General features: G+C 68.1%; 19 protein-coding genes. 10 read left to right on the top strand and 9 right to left on the bottom strand.

Translation table 11 applies throughout. From position 1 onward, the window contains the following. Positions 1-47: 47 nt before the first annotated feature. From trmB to lysM, 5 genes are all read left to right on the top strand, one after another. Complete coding sequence (trmB, locus tag ABE485_RS10780) at positions 48-872, top strand: tRNA (guanosine(46)-N7)-methyltransferase TrmB (protein ID WP_346515291.1); 825 nt, start codon at positions 48-50, stop codon at positions 870-872. Then, positions 872-1,813, top strand: coding sequence for a prolyl aminopeptidase (gene pip / locus ABE485_RS10775; protein WP_346515290.1), 942 nt, complete (start codon positions 872-874; stop codon positions 1,811-1,813). Before trmB ends, pip begins: the two co-directional genes overlap by 1 nt. Positions 1,814-1,826: 13 nt before the next feature. Then, positions 1,827-2,027, top strand: coding sequence for a sulfur carrier protein ThiS (thiS, locus tag ABE485_RS10770; protein ID WP_346515289.1), 201 nt, complete (start codon positions 1,827-1,829; stop codon positions 2,025-2,027). A gap of 293 nt (positions 2,028-2,320) precedes the next feature. After that, positions 2,321-2,638, top strand: a complete 318-nt coding sequence (locus ABE485_RS10765; RefSeq protein ID WP_346515288.1) for a hypothetical protein — start codon at positions 2,321-2,323, stop codon at positions 2,636-2,638. A gap of 43 nt (positions 2,639-2,681) precedes the next feature. Continuing rightward, a complete protein-coding gene (lysM, locus tag ABE485_RS10760; protein WP_313623483.1) occupies positions 2,682-3,128 on the top strand; it encodes a peptidoglycan-binding protein LysM in 447 nt (148 codons plus the stop codon). 344 nt (positions 3,129-3,472) lie between these two features. Here the strand turns inward: lysM and ffh are convergent, their stop codons facing one another. Then, positions 3,473-4,879, bottom strand: coding sequence for a signal recognition particle protein (ffh, locus tag ABE485_RS10755; RefSeq protein ID WP_346515287.1), 1,407 nt, complete (start codon positions 4,877-4,879; stop codon positions 3,473-3,475). A gap of 106 nt (positions 4,880-4,985) precedes the next feature. On the opposite strand from ffh, the gene ABE485_RS10750 reads away from it, so the two are divergent. From ABE485_RS10750 to ABE485_RS10735, 4 genes are all read left to right on the top strand, one after another. Beyond that, on the top strand, positions 4,986-5,828 hold the full coding sequence (locus ABE485_RS10750) for a cytochrome C assembly family protein (protein WP_346515286.1): 843 nt from the start codon (positions 4,986-4,988) through the stop codon (positions 5,826-5,828). A gap of 1 nt (position 5,829) precedes the next feature. After that, the gene (locus ABE485_RS10745; RefSeq protein WP_346515285.1) at positions 5,830-6,093 is read left to right on the top strand and encodes a PP0621 family protein; all 264 of its coding nucleotides are present in this window, start codon (positions 5,830-5,832) and stop codon (positions 6,091-6,093) included. Between the two features lie 110 nt (positions 6,094-6,203). Continuing rightward, on the top strand, positions 6,204-6,782 hold the full coding sequence (ampD, locus tag ABE485_RS10740) for a 1,6-anhydro-N-acetylmuramyl-L-alanine amidase AmpD (protein ID WP_346515284.1): 579 nt from the start codon (positions 6,204-6,206) through the stop codon (positions 6,780-6,782). 18 nt (positions 6,783-6,800) lie between these two features. Further along, positions 6,801-7,424: a glutathione S-transferase family protein gene (locus ABE485_RS10735; RefSeq protein WP_346515283.1), complete on the top strand. Its 624-nt coding sequence runs from the start codon at positions 6,801-6,803 to the stop codon at positions 7,422-7,424. A 9-nt stretch (positions 7,425-7,433) separates the two neighbouring features. On the opposite strand, the gene ABE485_RS10730 is transcribed toward ABE485_RS10735, so the two are convergent. From ABE485_RS10730 to ABE485_RS10695, 8 genes are all read right to left on the bottom strand, one after another. Then, the gene (locus ABE485_RS10730) at positions 7,434-8,393 is read right to left on the bottom strand and encodes a tripartite tricarboxylate transporter substrate binding protein (protein ID WP_346515282.1); all 960 of its coding nucleotides are present in this window, start codon (positions 8,391-8,393) and stop codon (positions 7,434-7,436) included. 45 nt (positions 8,394-8,438) lie between these two features. Further along, complete coding sequence (locus ABE485_RS10725) at positions 8,439-9,881, bottom strand: FAD-binding oxidoreductase (protein WP_346515281.1); 1,443 nt, start codon at positions 9,879-9,881, stop codon at positions 8,439-8,441. Next, positions 9,878-10,843 carry a 2-hydroxyacid dehydrogenase gene (locus tag ABE485_RS10720; RefSeq protein WP_346515280.1) on the bottom strand — a complete coding sequence of 322 codons (966 nt, stop codon included), beginning with the start codon at positions 10,841-10,843 and terminating at the stop codon, positions 9,878-9,880. The genes ABE485_RS10725 and ABE485_RS10720 overlap by 4 nt, the downstream gene beginning before the upstream one ends. Next, complete coding sequence (locus ABE485_RS10715) at positions 10,840-11,517, bottom strand: RraA family protein (protein WP_346515279.1); 678 nt, start codon at positions 11,515-11,517, stop codon at positions 10,840-10,842. Before ABE485_RS10715 ends, ABE485_RS10720 begins: the two co-directional genes overlap by 4 nt. A gap of 38 nt (positions 11,518-11,555) precedes the next feature. Then, entirely contained in the window at positions 11,556-12,530 is a 975-nt protein-coding gene (locus tag ABE485_RS10710) for a tripartite tricarboxylate transporter substrate binding protein (protein WP_346515278.1), read from the bottom strand. A gap of 32 nt (positions 12,531-12,562) precedes the next feature. Next, positions 12,563-12,796, bottom strand: coding sequence for a hypothetical protein (locus ABE485_RS10705; RefSeq protein ID WP_346515277.1), 234 nt, complete (start codon positions 12,794-12,796; stop codon positions 12,563-12,565). A gap of 131 nt (positions 12,797-12,927) precedes the next feature. After that, the gene (locus ABE485_RS10700; protein WP_346515276.1) at positions 12,928-13,950 is read right to left on the bottom strand and encodes an NAD-dependent epimerase/dehydratase family protein; all 1,023 of its coding nucleotides are present in this window, start codon (positions 13,948-13,950) and stop codon (positions 12,928-12,930) included. Between the two features lie 6 nt (positions 13,951-13,956). Next, positions 13,957-15,432, bottom strand: coding sequence for an aldehyde dehydrogenase (locus tag ABE485_RS10695; protein WP_346515275.1), 1,476 nt, complete (start codon positions 15,430-15,432; stop codon positions 13,957-13,959). Positions 15,433-15,525: 93 nt separating this feature from the next. Here ABE485_RS10695 and ABE485_RS10690 point away from each other — a divergent pair, with 93 nt between their 5' ends. Next, on the top strand, positions 15,526-16,476 hold the full coding sequence (locus ABE485_RS10690; protein ID WP_346515274.1) for a LysR family transcriptional regulator: 951 nt from the start codon (positions 15,526-15,528) through the stop codon (positions 16,474-16,476). Positions 16,477-16,657: the final 181 nt, after the last annotated feature.

Here is a 16,657-nt window from a genome sequence, read left to right as displayed (position 1 = left end):
CCTATGGCCGACTCCACGCCCCCGGACCTGCCACTACAATTCGGGCTATGAATACGAACAGCCCCGCGAACAACCCCGCGGACACGCCCGCGAATCCGCCCGTGACTCCCTCCGCAACGCCCGCCGCCGACGCCGCGCCCGCCCCCGTTTCCCCGGAAACCCAGGCCGCGCTGGCCAGCACCGCCCACGCGCCCAACAGCCCGGGCGCCACCCACATCCGCAGTTTCGTGCATCGCCGCGGCCATATCACCCAGGGCCAATTGGCCGCGCTGGAACGCCTGATGGGCCAGTGGTCCATCCCCTACGCCCCGCGCCGCCTGGACCCGGCCGCCGCCTTCGGGCGGCAGGCGCCGACCGTGCTGGAAATCGGCTTCGGCATGGGCGAGACCACCGAAAAGATCGCGCTGGCCCGCCCGGACGACAATTTCCTGGGCGTGGAAGTCTTCAACGCGGGCGTGGGATCCCTGCTGCGCCGCATCGAGGATTCCAGCATCCAGAATCTGCGTATCATCCAGCACGACGCCGTGGAAGTGGTGCGCGACATGATCGCTCCCGATTCCCTGGCTGGCGTGCACATCTATTTTCCGGATCCGTGGCCCAAGAAGCGCCACCACAAGCGCCGCCTGATCCAGCCCGCCTTCATTTCGCTGCTGGCCAGCCGCATCGCGCCGGGTGGCTATATCCACTGCGCCACCGACTGGGAAGATTACGCGGTGCAGATGCTGGAAGTGCTGGGCGGCGAGCCGCAACTGAAGAACACCGCGGACGGCTATGCGCCCCGCCCCGATTACCGCCCCCTGACCAAATTCGAGACACGCGGCCTGCGCCTGGGCCACGGCGTCTGGGACCTGATCTTCAAGCGAGTCGCCTGATGCTCTATCCGCCGATCGAACCCTACCGCCAAGGCATGCTGGACACCGGAGACGGCCACCAGATCTATTGGGAAATGTGCGGCAACCCCAACGGGAAGCCCGCCGTATTCCTGCATGGCGGGCCCGGCAGCGGCTGCTCGCCCGTGCACCGCCAGCTGTTCGATCCGCAACGCTACAACGTGCTGCTGTTCGACCAGCGCGGCTGCGGCCGTTCGCTGCCGCACGCCAGCCTGGACAACAACACCACCTGGCACCTGGTCGCCGACATCGAGCGCCTGCGCACCGAAGTCATGGGCGCCGAGCAATGGCTGGTGTTCGGCGGATCGTGGGGCTCGACGCTAGGGCTGGCCTACTCCGAAACGCATCCCACGCACACCAGCGAACTGGTGCTGCGCGGCATCTTCGGCCTGCGCCGCGCCGAGATCCAGTGGTTCTACCAGGAAGGCGCGTCGTGGCTGTTCCCCGACCGCTGGGAAGAGTACCTGGCGCCGATCCCCGAAGACGAACGCGGCGACCTGGTCACGGCCTATCACAAGCGCCTGACGGGCGATGACCCCGCCGAACAGCTGCGCGCCGCCAAGGCCTGGAGCAAATGGGAAGACAGCACGATCACGCTGCTGCCCAGCCCGCGCCATCAGCAAAGCCACGCGGCCGACCGCGCCGCGCTGGCCTTCGCGCGCATCGAGAACCACTATTTCTTCAACGCGGGCTTCATGGAAGAAGGCCAGCTGATCCGCGACGCGCACAAGCTGCGCGGCATCCCCGGCACCATCGTGCAGGGCCGCTACGACGTCTGCACGCCCGCGCGCACCGCATGGGACCTGCATCGCGCGTGGCCCGAAGCGCATTTCCATCTGGTGCCCGACGCCGGCCACGCCTTTGACGAACCCGGCACGCTGGCGCGCCTGATCGCCGCCACCGACGCCTACGCAAAACAGTGAGGAGAGACCTGTCATGCACATCACCCTGAACGGAGACGCCCGCGAGTTCCCGCTGGACACCACGGTGAACGAACTGCTCGAAACCCTGGGCTACGCCGGCAAGCGCGTGGCCGTGGAACGCAACGGCGAAATCGTGCCCAAGAGCCTGCATGCGCAAACCGCGTTGTCGGATGGCGACCAAATCGAAATCGTGGTCGCCGTGGGCGGAGGCTGACGCCTGCATTTGCGGCGCATCCGCGCCCCGACGCAACGCAAAAAAAGGCCGCTGACAACAGCGGCCTTTTTGCATGCAGCCCCCCGTACGAGAGGGCGTAAACCCACGGATACCAACGCCCTTCGAAGTAGCCAGCAATGTTGCGTAGTCTGGCAAGAGGCTAGCAACCTGTTACACGTTAACCCCTCGTCGCCCGGCGAATGTGCGAGTCATAATCGTTCCTGCTGGCGTCCTACCGTTGTCCTGTTGCTGTTCTGGCGTTGCACATTGCCCATCCGGGCAGAGGAGGCATCATGAACACTGCGGTCATCATCAATCTGATCATCCAGCTTGTCGCCGGCGCAGCCGGGGGCAATGGACTGGGCAAAATGCTCCAGCAGTTCAACCTGGGCACCGCGGGCAACACCATCGCGGGCGCCATCGGCGGCCTGGCGGGCGGATCCTGGCTGGCCCCGATGATTACCGCCGGCGCCGGTGCGCTCGCCGCGGGCAATACGGGTCTCGATCTTTCCGCGATCGCAAGCAGCGTGGTCGGCGGCGGCATTGGCGGCGCCGTGCTTACGCTGATTGCCGGCATCGTGAAAAAAATGCTTGTGGGCCGCGCGCCCTGACTGTGCCAGGTTTTCTCACCGCAACATCGATAAAGGAAACACTATGGGTCTGCTCAATTTCATCAAGGACGTTGGAGAAAAGCTCTTCGGCGCCAGCGAGGCCAAGGCCGCGACGGCGGACGAACTGAAGAAAGAGCTCGATAAGCACGGCCTGAACGCGGATGGCCTGCAAATCTCGGTGGACGGCGACAAGGTCACGGTCGCGGGCGAGGCGCTGAGCACGGAAGACGCCGAGAAGATTTCGCTGGCGCTGGGCAACACCGTGGGCGTGGCCGCAGTGGACAATCAGCTGAAGGTCAAGCAGGCCACGCCCGAAGCCAAGATGTACACGGTGCAAAAGGGCGACAACCTGTGGAAGATCGCCGAGGCGCAATATGGCAAGGGCCAGGGCGCCAAGAACACGCTGATCTTCGAAGCCAACAAGCCCATGCTGACCAGCCCCGACAAGATCTATCCCGGCCAGGTCCTGCGCATCCCGCCGCTGTCGTAAGCGGCCCCCATGCGGACAACCCGGAGAACACCCATGCGTTTTCCGGTTTGTGTCGCGGCGCGGCGCCCCCTGCCTGCCGCGATTGCTTGGCCAGACGCAATGTCTGGCCATTTTTTTTGAGTGATGGCCGGGGCGGCGCTGGTGGGAGGGGTAAGCCAGAGAGGGAAGAGCCGGCGCTGGTGGGAAGGTGTCTGACACCCTTGTGGCACAACCGTGGACTGGAGAGCATCTCGCGCGGGTGTCAGACACCGCACGAAGGCGGGGCACAGCCCCCTCGGGGGGCAGCAAGCGAGCGAAGCGAGTGCGGCGTGGGGGCCATGACTACAGCGTGGGGGCCTCTTCTACTACTTCATCCCGAACCGGCCCAGCCCCTTCATGCCGCCCATGGCGCGCATCATCTTCGCCATGCCGCCCTTCTTCATCTGCTTCATCATGCCCTGCATCTGTTCGAACTGGGCCAGCAGGCGATTGACCTCCTGGACCGGCACGCCGGAGCCGGCGGCGATGCGGCGCTTGCGCGAGGCCTTGATCAGTTCGGGCTTGGCGCGCTCGGCGGCGGTCATGGAGTTCAGGATGCCTTCGGTGCGGCGCAGCTGCTTTTCAGCCTGGCCGCCCTGCAGCTGGCCCGCGGCCTGCTGGAACTGGGCCGGCAGCTTTTCAAGCAGCGAGCCCATGTCGCCCAGCTTCTTCACCTGGCCGAGCTGGTCGCGGAAGTCGTTGAGGTCGAACTTGTTGCCCGACTTGATCTTCGAAGCCAGCTTCTGCGCTTCGGCGATGTCGATGTTCTTCTGCGCCTGCTCGACGAGCGACACGATGTCGCCCATGCCCAGCACGCGCTGCGCCATGCGGTCGGGGTAGAAGGGCTCCAGGCCGTCCAGCTTTTCGGACACGCCGACGAACTTGAGCGGCTTGCCGGTAACGTGGCGCACCGACAGGGCCGCGCCGCCGCGGGCGTCGCCGTCCAGCTTGGTCAGCACCACGCCGGTCAGGGGCAGCGCGTCCGCGAAGGCGCGCGCGGTGTTGACCGCGTCCTGGCCCTGCATGGCGTCCACCACGAACAGCGTTTCCACCGGCTTGACCAGGTCATGGAGCGCGCGGATTTCGCGCATCATGGCCTCGTCGATGCCCAGGCGGCCGGCCGTATCCAGGATCAGCACGTCATAGTGGTGGCGGCGGGCGTGGTCCATCGCGCCGCGCGCGATGTCTTCGGGCTTCTGGCTGGGGTCGGACGGCAGGAAGTCCACGCCGACCTGCGCGGCGACGGTCTTCAGCTGGTCGATAGCGGCCGGACGGTAGACGTCGGCGGACACCACCAGCACCTTCTTCTTGCCGGTCTTGCGGCCGTGCTGCGTATGCTGGCCTTCGGAGAGCCAGCGCGCCAGCTTGCCGGTGGTGGTGGTCTTGCCGGCGCCCTGCAGGCCCGCCATGAGGATGACGGCGGGCGGCTGCACCGCCAGCGACAGCTCGTTGGAGTCGGCGCCCAGGTCGCCGCCCATCAGGGCGGTCAGTTCTTTGTGGACGACGCCCACCAGGGCCTGGCCGGGGCTGAGGCTGCCGGCGACTTCTTCGCCCAGCGCCTTGTCCTTCACACGCGCGACGAACTCGCGCACGACGGGCAGCGCCACGTCGGCTTCCAGCAGCGCCATGCGCACTTCGCGCAGCATCTCCTGGGTGTTGGCCTCGGTCAGGCGGGCTTCCCCGCGCAGCGTCTTGACGACGCGCGACAGGCGTTGAGTTAGGTTATCGAGCATGAGAGGCGTTTCCGCTTAAACTAGTTGATTGAACGGTGGCCGCAGGCGCGGATTCTGCGCTTTCGGGTGGCATGCACCCCAAGGCCCCATCCAGACAACGGTTTCTATGTCACTAGGCATTGTATTTCACACGGCGGCTGCCTTGGCGTACGCGGTGCTCGGGGGGTCGCTCTGGATCCGCCTGGCCGGCGCCGGGGAAGTGGAACAGACCGGCAAAATCGCCCGTCTGTGCCTGCTGGGAGCCCTGGTTCTCCATGGAATCGGGCTGCAACAATCGATGCTGGGCGCCCAGCATCTGTTCATCGGGTGGGCGCTGGCCCTGTCCGCGGCCATCTGGCTGGGCATGGTGGTCTTCTGGCTGGAAAGCCTGCTGGTGCGCATCGACGGCCTGCAACTGCTGCTCCTGCCCGCCGCCGCCATCGCCAGCGGCCTGGCCGCCCTGTTTCCGCAGGGGCAATTCGTGCCCCACGCCCAGGATCCCTGGCTGCGCGCGCATCTGCTCATCGCCCTGGCCGCCTATGGCCTGATCACCATCGCCGCCCTGCACGCCATGATGATGGCCCTGCTGGACCGCCACCTGCACCGCCCCCTGGACGCCCCCGCCGAGCGCAGCATCGTCGGGCGCGTGCTGGACTCCCAGCCGCCGCTGCTGGTGCAGGAACAGCTGCTGTTCCGCATCATCTGGATCGGCTTCATCGTGCTGACGCTGGCCGTGGGGTCGGGTTCGATCGCATCCATGAAGCTCACGGGCAAGATCCTCCCGTTCGACCACAAGACCGTCTTCACCCTGCTGTCCTGGCTGACCTTCGGCGTGCTGCTGGCGGGACGGCACATCTGGGGCTGGCGCGGCCGCGTCGCGCTGCGCTGGACCCTGACCGGTTTTGGTTTTTTGATTCTGGCGTACACCGGCAGCCGGTTCGTGCTGGAAATGATTCTGCATCGAGGCTGACGTGGGCAAGTTGCTGTTCTGGATCGTTCTGATCATCCTGGTGCTGTTCGTCGCCCGCATCGCCGGCCGCATGGCCGCCCAGCGCCAGCCCGGCGCGAAATCCGGCCCGGGCAGGAAACAGGCCCCCGCTCAGCCCAAGCCGCTGGAATCCATGGTGCGCTGCGCGCACTGCGGCATCCACCTGCCCCGTTCCGAGGCCCTGCTGCAGAACGGCCAGACCTGGTGCAGCGCCGACCACGCGCGCCTGGGACCGGCCAAGCACTGAGCCTGGCGCGGCCGCTTTGCGCCGGCCGGCGCACAAGACGGTCCGCCGGCTAGGGCAACGCGTGGGCGCACGGCATAATGCATGTCGGAATCCTCACGTGCTCCCTTCCTATGCCCTTGCTTCTGGATCGACATGGCTGGCTGGCGCCGGCTTCGGGCGTTTCCCTCCTGCCCTCGCCCAACTGCGACGCCCGCCCCGCCGGCGCGCAGGTGTCCCTATTGGTGCTGCACAACATCAGCCTGCCGCCGGGACAATTCGGCGGCCCCGAGGTCGCCGGCCTGTTCCTGAACACGCTGGATTACGGCTCGCACCCGTGGCTGGAACGCCTGCGGGGCCTGCGCGTATCGGCGCACTTCTTCATCCGCCGCAACGGCCGCATCGTCCAGTTCGTCTCCACCGAGCGGCGCGCCTGGCATGCCGGCGTGTCGCGCTTTGCGGGCCGCGAGCGCTGCAACGATTTTTCCCTGGGCATTGAACTGGAAGGCACTGACACCCTGGCCTACACTGACGAGCAATACACGGCGCTGCGCAGGCTGACGCCGGTGCTGCGCGCCCGCTACCCCCTGGTTGCCGCCTGGGGACACGAACACATCGCCCCGGGCCGCAAGACCGACCCCGGGTCCGCCTTCGACTGGACGCGCTTTGCGCGCGACAGCGGTTTTGCACGGCGGCAGTTGCCGCCCGTCTGACACTTACAAGGATTGGCTATGTTGAAGATCTGGGGACGCCTGACTTCCGTCAACGTTCAGAAAGTGATGCTGGCCGTGCGCGAGCTGGCCCTGCCGCACACCTTTGTCCAGGCCGGCGGCCCGTTCGGCGTGGTCGACACGGCCGACTACGCCGCCAGGCTCAACCCCAACCGCCTGGTCCCCGTCATCGACGACGGCGGCTTCGTGCTGTGGGAATCGAACGCCATCGTGCGCTACCTGGCCGCGCGCTACGGCGTGGGCACGCTGTGGCCCGAAGACGTCTGCCTGCGCGCCGACGCCGACCGCTGGATGGACTGGCAGGCCACCGAATGGCAGCCCGCCATGGGCCCGGCCTTCCTGGGCCTCATCCGCACGCCCGAAGACAAGCGCGACAAAGCCGCGATCGAAAACTCCATCAAGCGTTCGAATGCGCGCGCCGTGATCCTGGACCAGGCCCTGAAAGGCCGCGAGTTCATCGCGGGCCGCCACCTGACCATGGGCGACATCGCCCTGGTCAGTTCCGCGCACCGCTGGCTGGCGCTGCCGATCGAGCGCCCCGATACGCCGGCGCTGTCGGCCTGGTACCGCCGCGTCATGATGCGCCCGGCGCCGCAGGGCGTGCTGACGCTGCCGCTGGAATAAGCCCGCGGCCTATTCCACCCAAGGCGTCTGCGCCCAGATCTGGCGCAGGCGCGCGTCGTCGCCCTTCAACCGCTCCTGCCACTGCGGCCCGTCCACGTAGTCCATCTCTGTGAACTGCTGCTTCATCTGGGCCTGGAATTCCGGATTGGCGGCCACCTTGCCCAGCGCGCGGCGCAGCTTGTCGGCCACCTCGGCGGGCAGGTCCTTGGGCGCGACGATGCCGCGTTCCGACGCAAACACCAGGTTCACGCCCAGCTCCTTGAACGTCGGCACGTCCGGCCCCAGCGGCGAGCGCTTGTCGCTGGCCTGCGCCAGCACCCGCATGTTCTTGCCGTTATAGGGCATGACCTCGCCCAGGTTCAGGCCGCCGATGACCGTGTGACCGCCCAGCACCGAACTGCGCAGCGGCCCCGCGCCGTTGTAGGGCACGTGATTCAGCTTCGTGCCGGTCAGGGACTGGAACAGCACCAGCGCCAGATGGTCGTCGGTGCCCACGCCCGTCGACCCGTAGCTGACGGCATCGGGCCGTTCCTTGGCCGCCGCGATCAGCGCTTCCAGCGTTTTATAGGGACTGTCGCTGGCCACGCTGAAGGCGCTGGGGTCGCGCACCAGGTTGGCCAGATAGGTGAAGTCGCCGCCCGTGAAGCCCGCCTTGCGCTCGATCGGCAGGGACACCAGGCCCGGCATGTTCGTCATCGCCAGCGTGTAGCCGTCAGGCTTGGCGCGCGCCACGTAGGACAGCGCGATGGCGCTGGACGCGCCCGGCTTGTTCTGCACCACGACGGTCGTGCCCAGCTCCTTTTCCAGGAAGACCGCCAGCGAACGGGCCGTCAGGTCCGTGCCGCCGCCGGGCGCAAAGCCCACCACCAGTTCGATGGGTCGGTCGGGCCACGCCCACGCGGGCAGCGCGGCGCACAGGCCCGCGACGGACAGCGCGGCGCGCGCGAGGGTCTTGCACGATAAGAACATTTTTTTGTCTCCAGACGATGGGTATGTGATCGGGCCGAACGGCCGTCAAGAAAAAGGCGCGGCGCGCAAGGGCAAGGCGCCATCCGCCTCCGCGGACAGCACCTTGCCGGGATTCATCAGCCCTTGCGGGTCCAGGGCGCGCTTGATCCTGCGCATCAGGTCCAGTTCCACGGCGCTCTTGTAGCGCTGCAGGTCCTGCACGCGGCGCTGGCCAATGCCCTGCTCGGCGCTGATGGAACCGCCGGCCTCATGCACGCGGTCATGGACCAGCCGCTGGATATCCGCTTCCCGCGCGCCGTCCGGCGGCAGCAGGTTGTAGTGAAGATTGCCATCGCCCAGATGGCCGAATACGCGCATCGCCACGCCGGGAAAGACCGCGGCCAGCGCGTCGTCGGTGGCCTGCACGAACGCCGGAATGCGCGACGCGGGCAGCGAGATGTCGTGCTTGACGCACGCCTTGGCCTGGGCAAGCGCCAGCGTGATGCTTTCGCGCAGATGCCAGAACGCGGCGCTTTGCGCGCCGGACACCGACACCGCCGCGTCCAGCGCCTCGCCCGCCTCCAGCGCGGCGGCCAGCACGGCCTCGAGGCGTTCCTGTGCATGCTGCTCATCCTCGCTGTCCGACACTTCCAGCAAGGCGCACCAGGCGTCGCCCGGCAGATCGGCGAACGGCAGGCGCTGCTGCGGAAACGCCCGGACCACGTCGTGCATGCAAGGCGCCGACATGACCTCGAAGGCGGTCAGCGCCGCGCCGAAGCCCGCGCGGGCGCGCTGCAGCAGTTGCAGCGCCTGCGGCAAGCCGGGCACCGCGATCAGCGCCGTGCGCTGCGCGCGCGGCAGGGGAAAGAGCTTGAGCACCGCGGCCGTGATGACGCCCAGCGTGCCTTCGCTGCCGATATACAGGTCGCGCAGGTCGTAGCCGGTGTTGTCCTTGCGCAGGCCGCGCAAGCCGTCCCAGACCTCGCCCTGCGGCGTGACGACTTCCAGGCCCAGCGCAAGCTCGCGCGCATTGCCGTAGCGCAGCACCTGCGTGCCGCCGGCATTGGTGGCCAGGTTGCCGCCGATGGTGCAGCTTCCCTGCGCGCCCAGCGACAGCGGGAACAGGCGGCCGGCCTGGCGCGCGGCCTCCTGCACCGCCTGCAGCACGCAGCCGGCCTCGACGGTGATCGTGTCGTTGTCCAGGTCCACGGCGCGCACGCGGTTCATGCGCGCCAGCGACAGCACCACGGCCGAGGCGCTGGCGTCGGGCGTCGCGGCGGCCACCTGGCCGGTATTGCCGCCCTGCGGCACCACGGGCACGCCAGCGGCCGCGCACAAGCGCACCACCTGCGCGACCTCGCCGCTGTCGCCCGGACGCAGCACAGCAAGCGCCCGGCCGGTGACCGTCCGGCGCCAGTCGGTCAGGTAAGGCTCGGCGTCCGCGCCCGTCAGCACGTTCGCCTCGCCCAGGCAGGCCATCAGCTCCGCCAGCAGCGCGGCCCGCGTCATGCCTGCATCTCCCAGTCGGGCACCGGCGTGCGCAGCCGGCCGCTGCGCAGGAATTCCGTCACGTTGTCGTAGACCAGTTCCGCCATGGCCGCGCGCGTCTCGCGCGTGGCGCTGCCCACATGCGGCATCAGCGACACCTGGTCCAGTTCCGCGAACTCGGCGGCGTCCGTGGGCTCCTGCTCCAGCACGTCCAGCCCGGCGCCGCCCAGTTCGCCCGCGCGCAGCGCGGCCAGCGCGGCGGCCTGGTCCACCACGCTGCCGCGCGCGATATTGACCAGGATGCCTTGCGGACCCAGCGCGCGGATGACTTCCGCATTCACGAGATGCCGCGTGGCGGCGCCGCCCACGCAGGCAATGACCAGGAAATCGGCCCAGGCGGCCAGGTCCGTCAGCGATGCTTCGTACCCGTACGAGGACTGCGGCCTGGGACTGCGGTTGTGATAGCGCACTTGCATGTCGAATCCCGCGCCCCGGCGCGCGATGGCCTCTCCGATGCGGCCCAGCCCCAGGATGCCCAGCCGCTTGCCCGACACCCGGGTCGCAACCGGGAACTGCCCCAGGGCGCGCCATTGACCCGTCTTGACGTAGCGGTCGCCAACGGCCGTGCGCCGCGCGGCCGACAGCAGCAGCGCCCACGCCAGGTCGGCAACGCAATCGTCCAGCACATCGGGCGTGACGCTGACTTGGATGCCGCGCTCGGCGGCCGCGCGCAGGTCCAGCGTGTCGTGGCCGACGCCCCAGCTGCACACCGCCTGAAGGTCGGGCAGCGCATCGAACATGGACCGCGTGAAGCCGTGGCGCACCGAGGTCACGGCCACGCGCAGGCCACGCAATTCGTCGCCGAACGCAGCCAGGCCGCGAGGATCGCGCCAGGCCTGCAGAACGCGGCAACTGGCCGCCAGCCGTTCATCGAACCGCGGACCCAGCGAGGCCACCTGCACCACATCGTAGGCGGCAGTCACGCACGGCCTCCGGGGCTGGCGGGGATGTAGTTCGCGGCCGCGGCGGCCTCGGCGAACGACAGGCCGTCGCGGATGCCGCGCTCCACCCGTTCGTCCACTTCCAGCGCTTCCCGCGCGGCCGCCAGCACCTCTTCCAGCCGCGCGCGCGGCACGACGACCAGGCCGGTATCGTCGCCGACCACCAGATCGCCTTCCGCCACCCGCACGCCGCCTATCGTCACCGGTTCGCCCATGGCCTGCAGCCGCAGCCGCGTCTTGCCGGTCAGGGGCGTGACGTGGCGGCTGGCGAGCCACAGCCCGGTCGCCTGGATCTCGTCGACGTCGCGGCAGGCGCCGTCGATCACCACGGCGGTGGCCTGACGCCGGAAAGCCGCCAGCGAGGCGATGCCGCCGAAGGTGGAGATGCAGGTCCCGCCCGCGTCCACCATCAGCACGCGCCCCGGCCCCGTGGCGGCGACCAGCCGGCCCACGGCGAAGTCGGCGCGGTCGAAATCCCCCAGCCCGCCCCAGACATGGCGCGCAGTCGCGGCAAAGCCGGCGATGCGCCCCTGCCCGCCCCGGCGCGCGATGCCCTGCACCACGCCCGCAATGCCCAGCGTGTCCATGGCGTCGGCCCAGGTGCTGGTGCCGATGGCGGCGCAGCGCGCCAGCAGGTCTTGATCGGTATTGCTCATCGTGTGTGTACTCCCGTCGGAAAGGCCCGTGCGGCCGGTCAGTCGATCTGCGCGCCCGAGAGCTTGACGCCCTCGGCCCAGCGCTGCGCCTCATCATTGATGAATGCCTGGAACTGCTGCGGCGAGCTGTTGTTCACGTCCCCGCCCATGTCCTGCAGCTTCTTGGTCATTTCGGGCGTGGCGACGATCTTGGCGACGTCCTGGTAGATCTTCTGGCGCAGGTCGGCGGGCATGGTGGACGGCGCGAACAGGCCGAACCAGGTGGCCGCCTCGAAGTTCTTCATGCCCGCTTCCGCCATGGTGGGCACCTGCGCAATGGCGTCGACGCGGCGCGGATGCGCCAGCGCGATCGCCTTGAGCTTGCCCGACTGGATGTGCGGCAACGCCGCCGACAACGTAACGAACGCCATCTGCACCTGGCCGCCGATCAGGTCGGTCAGCATGGGCGCGTCGCCGCGGTACGGCACATGCACCAGCTTGATCCCCGCCTTGGCCTTGAAGAGCTCGCCCGTCAGGTGCTGCGGCGTGCCGTTGCCGGTGGAGGCCATGCTCAGCCCCTGAGGCGCCGCCTTGGCGTAGGCGATCAGTTCGTCCAGGTTCTTGACCGGCAGCGACGGCGCCGTCACCAGCACCAGCGGAATGGTTGACGTGAGCGTCAGCGGCGCGAAATCCTTCAGGGGGTCGTAGTTCAGCTTCTTGTACAGACTGGCGCTGATGGTGTGCGCCGCCGTCGTCATGTAGAGCGTGTAGCCGTCGCCGGGCGACCGCGCCACGGCTTCGGCGGCCACGGTGGTGCCCGCCCCCGGGCGGTTATTGATGATGACCTGCTGGCCCCACGCGGCCGGCAACTTCTCCGCGATCAGGCGCGCGATGACGTCCGTGGCGCCGCCGGGCGGGTATGGCACGACCAGCGTCACGGGCTTGTCGGGATAGCCCGCGGCAAGCGCGGTCCCCGCGCCCAGCGCCAGTCCCATGGCGATGAATACGCCGGCAATACAGTTGCGCTTCTTCATTGTCCTGTCTCCTGTGGATGTTGTTGTCGTGACTACTGAAGTACGTACTCGGCCTCGAGCATGGGCTGGCCCGTCGGATCCAACACCCAGCCGGGCGGCTTGGGCTTGTCGTTGCGCCGATGGACCTTGGCCTTGTCGGCCGCGACGGTGATGGGGGTGGGCATGTCCGGCGCGAACGGCCGACTGCATCCCGCGAGCGTCGCGAATGCCAGCGGATTGGCGCGCGGCGCCACGCCTGCGGCCGGCAACAGGGATGCAATCTTCATGGTCATGTCTCCTCGTGTGCGCATCGCGTCCGCTTTCTGTCGTGCGGACGCTGATGCCTTTCACTGCCTTGCCCCGGCGCTCTGCGGCGCCGTGTGGCGGGTTCCGCCTGCGCACAGGCGGAACTTGCGGTTTAACCGGCTTCCTGCGCTTCACGCCAGGCCAGCAGCCGGCTCACGCCTTCCGCCATGCTGACCTTGGGCTGCCACCCGATGTGCTGGCCCGCCAGATCGTGCGGAATATGGAACGCGCCGCCCGACGTGAGCCGCACGGTGCCGGGCGGGTCCGGCTTGATCTCCGGCTGCAGATCGCTCTTGCAGTAATCCAGCACCAGCCGCACCAGTTCGCCCGTGGTGATGGGCGCGGGGCCGGACACGTTCACCGCCACGTCGGTGGCCGTGCTCTGGAAGGCCGCCACATTGGCGCGCGCCACGTCCGAGACGTGCACGAAGTGCTTGGTGTCGGTGCCGTCGCCCGGCAGCACGGGGCGCTCGCCCTTGCGCACGCGGTCGTAGGTTTCCATGATGTACAGCGAATTGGCCGCGCGGTAATGCTGCCGTTCGCCGTAGACCGTCGAGTAGCGCAGCACCACATAGTCCAGCCCGGCCTTCTGGTGGTACTGGCGGCAAAGCTGTTCGCCCATGATCTTGGACGCGCCGTACAGGATGGCGGCCGGCGGCGCGCCCACCGAGTGGAACGGGCCATTCTCGACCAGCGCGCCGGCAATCCCGGTGCCATAGCCGTAGACGGCGTTGGACGACGCGAAGACGATCTTTTTCACTTTGTTGGCGCGGCAGGCTTCCAGCATGTTCTGCGCGCCGCGGATGTTCACGTCCACCGCCTGCCACGGCGTCTGCGCAAAGCCCAGCGTCATGTACGCCGCCAGGTGCAGCACGCCGTCCACGCCTTCGGTGGCCGCCAGCAGGTCGGGCAGGCGCATCAGGTCGCCGCGCACGACTTTGACGCGCGGATTGTCCTGCAGGTGGGCGATGGCCTCGGGCGTGCCGAAGGCAAAGTTGTCCAGCAGGATCACTTCCTTCGCGCCGGCCGCCAGCAGCGCGTCGGCGGTGTGCGAACCCACCAGGCTGGCCGCGCCGGCGATCAGGATGCGGGAGTCGGCCAAGGACAGCGCCGCGCCTTTCTTTTCAGTCGTCATGTTTGTTCAAAGTCCCAATGGTTTGTCGTGCATGCCCCAGTACAGGCTCTTGACCTGGCTGTAGAGGCGCAGGCCGTGCAGGCCTTTCTCGCGCCCGATGCCGCTGGCCTTGAAGCCGCCGAAGGGGGTCGCGATATGCGATTGCTTGTAGGTGTTGATCCAGATGGAGCCGGCTTCGATCTCGCGCGCCACACGCCAGGCGCGGGCGTAATCGCCCGTCCACATGCCCGCGGCCAAGCCGAAGGCCGTGTCGTTGGCCTGCCGGATGACGTCGTCCTCGTCCTCGAACGGCAGCGCCACCAGCACCGGACCGAAGATCTCTTCCTGGCAGACGCGCGCGCCGTTGCCCAGGCCGTCGATCACGGTGGGCAGATAGAACCAGCCGTTGGCCAGTTCGGCCTGCGTGGGCGCCGCGCCGCCGACCAGCACGCGGCCGCCCTCGGCGCGGCCGATGTCCACGTAGCCCGCGACCTTGTCGCGATGCGCGCGCGACACCAGCGGGCCCATCTGCGTGGCCGGATCGTCGGGCAAGCCGACGCGGACCTGGCGCGTGCGCTCCACCAGCGTATCCATGAAGCGCTTGTAGATGGACTTCTGCACGAACAGGCGCGAACCCGCCACGCAGCTCTGGCCCGCCGAGCCGAAGATGCCCGACACCACGCCGGCCACGGCGCGGTCCAGGTCGGCATCGTCGAACACGATGTGCGGCGATTTGCCGCCCAGTTCCAATCCCACCGGGATCAGGCGCTGGCCGGCGATGCCGCCGATGGCGCGGCCGGTTTCGGTGCCGCCCGTGAACGACACCATGCGCACGCCGGGATGCTTGACCAGCGCCGCGCCCACGTCTTCGCCGTGGCCGGGCAATACGGTCAGCAGGCCTTCCGGCAGGCCGGCTTCGGCGCAGATGCGGGCCAGCTCCAGCGCAAGCTGCGGCGTTTCCTCGGACGGCTTGATCAGCACGGCGTTGCCGGCGGCCAGCGCGGGCGCGGCCTTCTGCGCCTCGTTCATGATGGGCGAATTCCACGGCGTGATGGCGGCGATCACGCCGAAGGGCTCGGCCAGGGCCATCGAGAAGTACTCGCCGCGCGGCGAGGTCATCTCGTTCTGCCAGGTCTCGCACACGGCCGCGTAGTAGCGGAAATGCCCGGCCGCGCTGTCGACCATGTTCAGGCATTCCTTCCATGGCTTGCCGCTGTCCAGCATCTGCAGGCGGGCCAGCGGCTCGCGTTCGGCGGACAGGCGCCGGCCTATCTCATACAGCGTGGCCGCGCGCTGGTCCGGACGCAGCTTGCGCCAGGGCTTGTGCTGCCAGGCGTCCCAGGCGATGGCGACCGCCGTGTCCACGTCCTGCGGGAGGGCGCGCGTGACGATGCCGGCAATGCTGCCGTCGGCCGGGTTGATGGAGGTGATGACGGCGTCGCCGTCTTGGCTCAGGCGCCAGTTGGCGCCCAGCCGGAAGGGCTTGTGGCTTGATGCGTCCATAACGTCTTGGAATCCGGAGGGGCTTCGGTAGACGTCATCATCGGCCGGTCGATTATTAGACACAAATAGATATTTATCCAATATTCTTAGCCTATGGCTATCAATATCAAATACCGGCCCCTCAAGGCCTTTCTCCTGGCGGTGGACACGGGCTCGTTCACGCACGCGGCCAATCACCTGGGCGTGACGCAACCGTCTTTCACGGCGCTGATCCAGGACCTGGAGGAAGTGCTGGGCCTGCGCCTGTTCGAACGCACCACGCGCAGCATCAGCCTGACCTCCGCCGGCCAGGATTTCTATGCGCGCGTGCAGCGGCCGATCGCCGACCTGGAGGAGGCCTATCGCAGCCTGGCGGACCTGGCCGCGGTGCGGCGCGGCAACGTCGCGCTGGGCGCCCTGCCGTCCACCGCGCTGAGCCTGCTGCCCGCCGCGACGGGCACGCTGCGCCAGGCCCATCCCGCCCTGAAGGTGCGCGTGGTGGAGGCGCACAACGACGAACTGGTGGCCCTGCTGCGCACCAACCAGATCGAATTCGCGGTGGCCGCGCAGGCCGAACCGGCGTCAGACCTGATTTTCACGCCGCTGGGCGAGGACTGCTTCTGCGCGGTCTACCCCGCCGGCCACCCGCTGGGCGACGCGCCCGGCATGCTGCATTGGCGCGATGTGCTGCGCTACGACCTGATCCTGCTGTCGCAGGGTTCCCATGCGCGCCAGCAGTTCGACCGCGCGGTGCGCGACGAGGCCGACGCGCCCGCCACCGCGCTGCGCTACGACGTGACCCACATGGGAACGGCCGCGGGCATGGTGCGGCAAGGATTGGGGGTAAGCGTGCTGCCCCGGCTGGCGCTGCCGGAACTGAACCTGTCCGGGCTGCGCTGCACGCCGCTGGGCGACGCATCGGCGCGCCGCTACATCGGCCTTTTGCATCGGCGCGACCGTTCGCTGTCGCCGGCCGCGCAGGCCCTGGTCGCGCAACTGGAAAGGGCCATGGCGGACATCCAGCAGCGGCTGCTGCCATTGCCGCCGCTCACGGCCGATAACTGAAGGGCATTGTCGCGCGCGATAGGACATGAGGCGTCACGGATGGATTCGTAAGGATCGTTGAGACGCCATCGCGCCAGCCTGTTTCCGAGAATTGTCAGGCTGTTCCTGACACAAAATAAGATTCTTCTCATATCCGAAGATCGGTAGGTATGCCCTAATGGCGGCGCATTCCATGCGCGTC

It is taken from the genome of Achromobacter spanius (assembly GCF_039673305.1).
GTDB lineage: Bacteria > Pseudomonadota > Gammaproteobacteria > Burkholderiales > Burkholderiaceae_B > Achromobacter > Achromobacter spanius_F.
Note: the sequence above shows the minus strand (reverse complement) of the source record. Positions and strands in the feature narration are given on the sequence as shown.

Bases quoted from the DNA above. Each gene is read 5' to 3' on its own strand.
- trmB (WP_346515291.1), top strand. From the start codon at position 48: ATGAATACGAACAGCCCCGCGAACAACCCCGCGGACACGCCCGCGAAT.
- pip (WP_346515290.1), top strand. From the start codon at position 872: ATGCTCTATCCGCCGATCGAACCCTACCGCCAAGGCATGCTGGACACC.
- thiS (WP_346515289.1), top strand. From the start codon at position 1,827: ATGCACATCACCCTGAACGGAGACGCCCGCGAGTTCCCGCTGGACACC.
- ABE485_RS10765 (WP_346515288.1), top strand. From the start codon at position 2,321: ATGAACACTGCGGTCATCATCAATCTGATCATCCAGCTTGTCGCCGGC.
- lysM (WP_313623483.1), top strand. From the start codon at position 2,682: ATGGGTCTGCTCAATTTCATCAAGGACGTTGGAGAAAAGCTCTTCGGC.
- ffh (WP_346515287.1), bottom strand. From the start codon at position 4,879: ATGCTCGATAACCTAACTCAACGCCTGTCGCGCGTCGTCAAGACGCTG.
- ABE485_RS10750 (WP_346515286.1), top strand. From the start codon at position 4,986: ATGTCACTAGGCATTGTATTTCACACGGCGGCTGCCTTGGCGTACGCG.
- ampD (WP_346515284.1), top strand. From the start codon at position 6,204: ATGCCCTTGCTTCTGGATCGACATGGCTGGCTGGCGCCGGCTTCGGGC.
- ABE485_RS10735 (WP_346515283.1), top strand. From the start codon at position 6,801: ATGTTGAAGATCTGGGGACGCCTGACTTCCGTCAACGTTCAGAAAGTG.
- ABE485_RS10730 (WP_346515282.1), bottom strand. From the start codon at position 8,393: ATGTTCTTATCGTGCAAGACCCTCGCGCGCGCCGCGCTGTCCGTCGCG.
- ABE485_RS10725 (WP_346515281.1), bottom strand. From the start codon at position 9,881: ATGACGCGGGCCGCGCTGCTGGCGGAGCTGATGGCCTGCCTGGGCGAG.
- ABE485_RS10715 (WP_346515279.1), bottom strand. From the start codon at position 11,517: ATGAGCAATACCGATCAAGACCTGCTGGCGCGCTGCGCCGCCATCGGC.
- ABE485_RS10710 (WP_346515278.1), bottom strand. From the start codon at position 12,530: ATGAAGAAGCGCAACTGTATTGCCGGCGTATTCATCGCCATGGGACTG.
- ABE485_RS10705 (WP_346515277.1), bottom strand. From the start codon at position 12,796: ATGAAGATTGCATCCCTGTTGCCGGCCGCAGGCGTGGCGCCGCGCGCC.
- ABE485_RS10700 (WP_346515276.1), bottom strand. From the start codon at position 13,950: ATGACGACTGAAAAGAAAGGCGCGGCGCTGTCCTTGGCCGACTCCCGC.
- ABE485_RS10695 (WP_346515275.1), bottom strand. From the start codon at position 15,432: ATGGACGCATCAAGCCACAAGCCCTTCCGGCTGGGCGCCAACTGGCGC.
- ABE485_RS10690 (WP_346515274.1), top strand. From the start codon at position 15,526: ATGGCTATCAATATCAAATACCGGCCCCTCAAGGCCTTTCTCCTGGCG.